At 52.7% G+C, this 3440-nt stretch carries 5 protein-coding genes; 3 read left to right on the top strand and 2 right to left on the bottom strand.

Annotated features, from left to right (window positions below; genetic code table 11):
• Nucleotides 1–688 (top strand): MATE family efflux transporter (locus tag B2067_RS15525; RefSeq protein WP_301389035.1); only part of this gene is annotated, 688 nt, incomplete at its 5' end.
• Between the two features lie 31 nt (nt 689–719).
• Here the strand turns inward: B2067_RS15525 and B2067_RS15530 are convergent.
• Nucleotides 720–1610, bottom strand: coding sequence for a LysR family transcriptional regulator (locus B2067_RS15530; RefSeq protein WP_068436827.1), 891 nt, complete (start codon nt 1608–1610; stop codon nt 720–722).
• 123 nt (nt 1611–1733) lie between these two features.
• Here B2067_RS15530 and B2067_RS15535 point away from each other — a divergent pair, with 123 nt between their 5' ends.
• Together B2067_RS15535 and B2067_RS15540 are read left to right on the top strand one after the other, a co-directional pair.
• Nucleotides 1734–2279 carry a cytochrome b gene (locus B2067_RS15535; protein WP_068436841.1) on the top strand — a complete coding sequence of 182 codons (546 nt, stop codon included), beginning with the start codon at nt 1734–1736 and terminating at the stop codon, nt 2277–2279.
• Between the two features lie 22 nt (nt 2280–2301).
• Nucleotides 2302–2877 carry a YceI family protein gene (locus B2067_RS15540; protein ID WP_301389036.1) on the top strand — a complete coding sequence of 192 codons (576 nt, stop codon included), beginning with the start codon at nt 2302–2304 and terminating at the stop codon, nt 2875–2877.
• A gap of 71 nt (nt 2878–2948) precedes the next feature.
• Here B2067_RS15540 and B2067_RS15545 read toward each other — a convergent pair whose 3' ends face one another.
• Complete coding sequence (locus B2067_RS15545) at nt 2949–3278, bottom strand: hypothetical protein (RefSeq protein WP_301389037.1); 330 nt, start codon at nt 3276–3278, stop codon at nt 2949–2951.
• Between the last annotated feature and the right edge of the window lie 162 nt (nt 3279–3440).

Below are 3440 nucleotides of genomic sequence, written 5' to 3' on the forward strand. Positions count from 1 at the left end.
AGCCATCCTCAAGCGCATGATTGTGATCAATCGTGACCTGTTTATCCGCACCCTGACTTTGCTGATCGTATTCGCATCATTTGCCGCGCTGGGCGCCGCTCAGAGCACAGAAGTATTAGCCGCAAACGCCGTGCTAATCAGCCTGCTTCTTCTGATATCGAACGCCCTTGATGGTTTTGCTCACGCAGCGGAAAGCCTGGTCGGGCGTTTTCTGGGGGCGGCTCAACCGCAGCAGATGCGTAAAGCTATCCAACTGACAGGCATAAACAGCCTGATTGCAGCCTTCATCCTCGTCGGACTCTTTGTACTCGCAGGCGACCACCTCTTCCGTTTGCTTACGGATAACGAAGACGTGCTCCCCCGCCTGCAGGAAATGCATCTTTGGCTCTGGCTACTGCCCTTATCGGGCGTCGCCAGTTACTGGCTTGATGGTGTGATGGTCGGAGCTCAGGCAACCGCATCCATGCGAAATTCAATGCTGGCTGCGGCGGCGCTGGTTTTCTTTCCTATCGCCCTGCTTCCGGCACTACCTGCGGGGCAACTCCCAGAGCTGCTTGCCGCTTGGGCAGTCAACGGCGAAGTAAGCGCTAACACCCTTTTATGGCTTGCGTTTCATCTGTTCCTTCTGGCCCGGGCGGCCTTTCTGATACCCGCGATACGCAGAGTCGTGCAGACAACGCAAAAATAGCCTGATCCAGTCCGCTCTACACGAACCTACATCAAGGCTGTATCCGACGACGCAGAAACTCCTGCAATGCCCTCACCCGCGCACTCTGGCGCATGTCTTTGTGGTACACCAACCACATTTGAGATGGCTCACTGTCCAGCGGTAACAGAATTTCCTGCAAAGGTTGTTCACGCCCATCCGGGTGTCTCATATTCACCACACTCATGGGGCCAATCCCCATACCTGCACGCACTGCCGCCTCGATGTCATTAAAACTATTACTCTGGAAAGCAATCTGACCCGGAGCAACCTGCTCGATCAGTTGGCGTATCGCCGGAATCCGCGTTTTATCCCCTGTCGGTAACACCCATTGATGCGCATTGATCTCAGTCATGTCCGCAGGCCGACCGAACTGATCCAGATAATCCTGCGACGCATAAAAGGACAGCCCGACCGGCATCAGCTTTCTTGCGATCAGGTCGGGCTCTGAGGGTTCAGCACCGATACGTACTGACGCATGTACCTCACCATCTGCGAGCGACAGAATGTCATCTGTTGCAACGATCTGAACCCGGATCTGTGGATATTCGCGCCGGAAGTCGTGCAGTAAGGGCGCAAAAAACGGCGAAAAATCGGTCACTGTCGAAATTCTCAGGGTGCCGCTGGGTGCGCTCTCTACGGTGGATAAAGTGCTGCAAAGTCGCTGCACTTCAGCCGCGATCGGGCGCATCCGCTCAGCCAAGAGCCGACCGCCGTCCGTTAATTGATAGCCTCTCTGGTGGCGGATAAACAGACGGGTACCGAGAGCCTCTTCAATCCTGCCAACGGCCCTTTGAGCGGTACTGTGATTGACTCCAAGAACCTCGCCCGCACGACTGAGGCTGCCGTAAGTAGCCACCAGATAGACGATACGAAGGTCGTCCCAACGAATGTTTTTGTCCATGACATCAACCTGAAGTGGCCCGAGAAAATAATTCTGTGCATTTATGCACAACTATTGTCCGCTTTTATGCCTTTTTTGCAAACCCAGCAGCAGCTAGAGTGATAGCAGATGATGGAGGACGATATGAGTCTTAAAAACACGGAGCACTCGTACGGCTGGATAAGCATTACCCTGCACTGGCTGGTTGCGCTTGTTGTATTCGGCATGTTTGGCCTTGGCCTGTACATGGTCGAACTGACTTATTACGACGCCTGGTACAAAGGCTCGCTGGATCTGCACAAAGGAGCAGGCATTCTGCTGGCCATCGCTGTCGCTGCCCGCTTTATCTGGCGCCAGATGAACCCATCTCCGAAAGGATTGTCAGAAAAGCCTCTGGAGAATCTGGCCGGACACCTGGCGCACCTGGGGCTGTACGCGCTCCTCGCCGCTTTGTTTATTACGGGCTATCTTATTTCTACCGCAGACGGACGCAGCATTGATGTCTTTGGTTTGTTTCATGTTCCTGCCAGCCTGACAGCAGACAATCAGGAGGACATTGCTGGAGAAATTCACGAGTGGCTGGCATGGGGACTGATTGGCCTTGTCTCTGTCCATGCGCTGGCTGCATTCAAACACCACTTTATTAACCGCGACGGCACCCTGAAACGCATGATCCGTCCACAGAAGTAAATACTCACAAAGGAGAGTAACTATGAAAAAGCTGTTAATCGCGACTGCAATCTCTGGCGCTGCATTGATGACCTCTGTCGCTCAGGCGGCAACCTACGACATCGATAACGAAGGTGCGCACGCGTCAATCAACTTCAAAATCCAGCACCTCGGCTACAGCTGGCTGACAGGTCGCTTTAACGACTTCGACGGTTCATTCGAATACGATAAAGCGGCACCTGAAGATTCGTCGATCGAAGTCACCATCGACACCACCAGCATCGACTCAAACCATGCTGAGCGTGATAAGCACCTGAAAGGCAGTGATTTCCTGGACGTTAAGAAATACCCAACCGCGACGTTCAAAAGCACCGATTTTAAATCCACTGGCGAAGGCACTGGCGAAATCACAGGTGACTTCACTCTGCACGGTGTCACCAAAAGCATTACCTTCCCGGTAGAGCGCATCGGTGAAGGTGATGATCCATGGGGCGGCTACCGCGCTGGCTTTATGGGCACCACAAAACTGAAGCTCAGTGACTATGGTATTGATTACAACCTCGGTCCAGCATCGACTCACGTTGAAATCGAACTGCATGTCGAAGGTAAGCGTCAGTAATACTGACGTTTAATTAGAAAAGCCGGCACCTTGTGCCGGCTTTTTTTTGGCCGCTAAACTAAGAGATATGACTACTTAACCACCTTAAAACGGCGACGTCTCAATTCTGCTTCCTCAGCCCTCTGCTTAACCTGGCGCTCGAGCTTCAATCGCTGTTTCTCAGCTTCACTGGGCCAGCTATCTCCCTCTGCCAGGGTGTACTCGATAGCTAACCAGAGATGGCTGAAATCCAGTAACAAGGGATTCTGAATAATAGGGTATCTATGCTCACTGTCGCAGACCTTAAGCCAGCCATGAACATTATGCTTAACTTCGAGGATCGCTTTGCTCTGAAGGGAGTGTTGAGCGAGGAGAATAAAAGCTGACTGCAGCCTGGGGCGGATGCTCCCCCGGCTCGCCATAAACTCCTGCACTCTGTTGGTACTCGCTAGCCTGAGAGAGATCAGCATGCGATTGAAATACCCTAGGCGTAACGCTTCGGATCGTATTCTAAAATAGTAAGCCCATCTTTATCGACATCCGCAGGCCACTTTAATGGTGCGCAGGTCTCAGAAACTTTGGCA

The sequence above is a fragment of the Thalassolituus sp. UBA2590 genome, from assembly GCF_002339775.1.
GTDB lineage: Bacteria > Pseudomonadota > Gammaproteobacteria > Pseudomonadales > Oceanobacteraceae > Thalassolituus.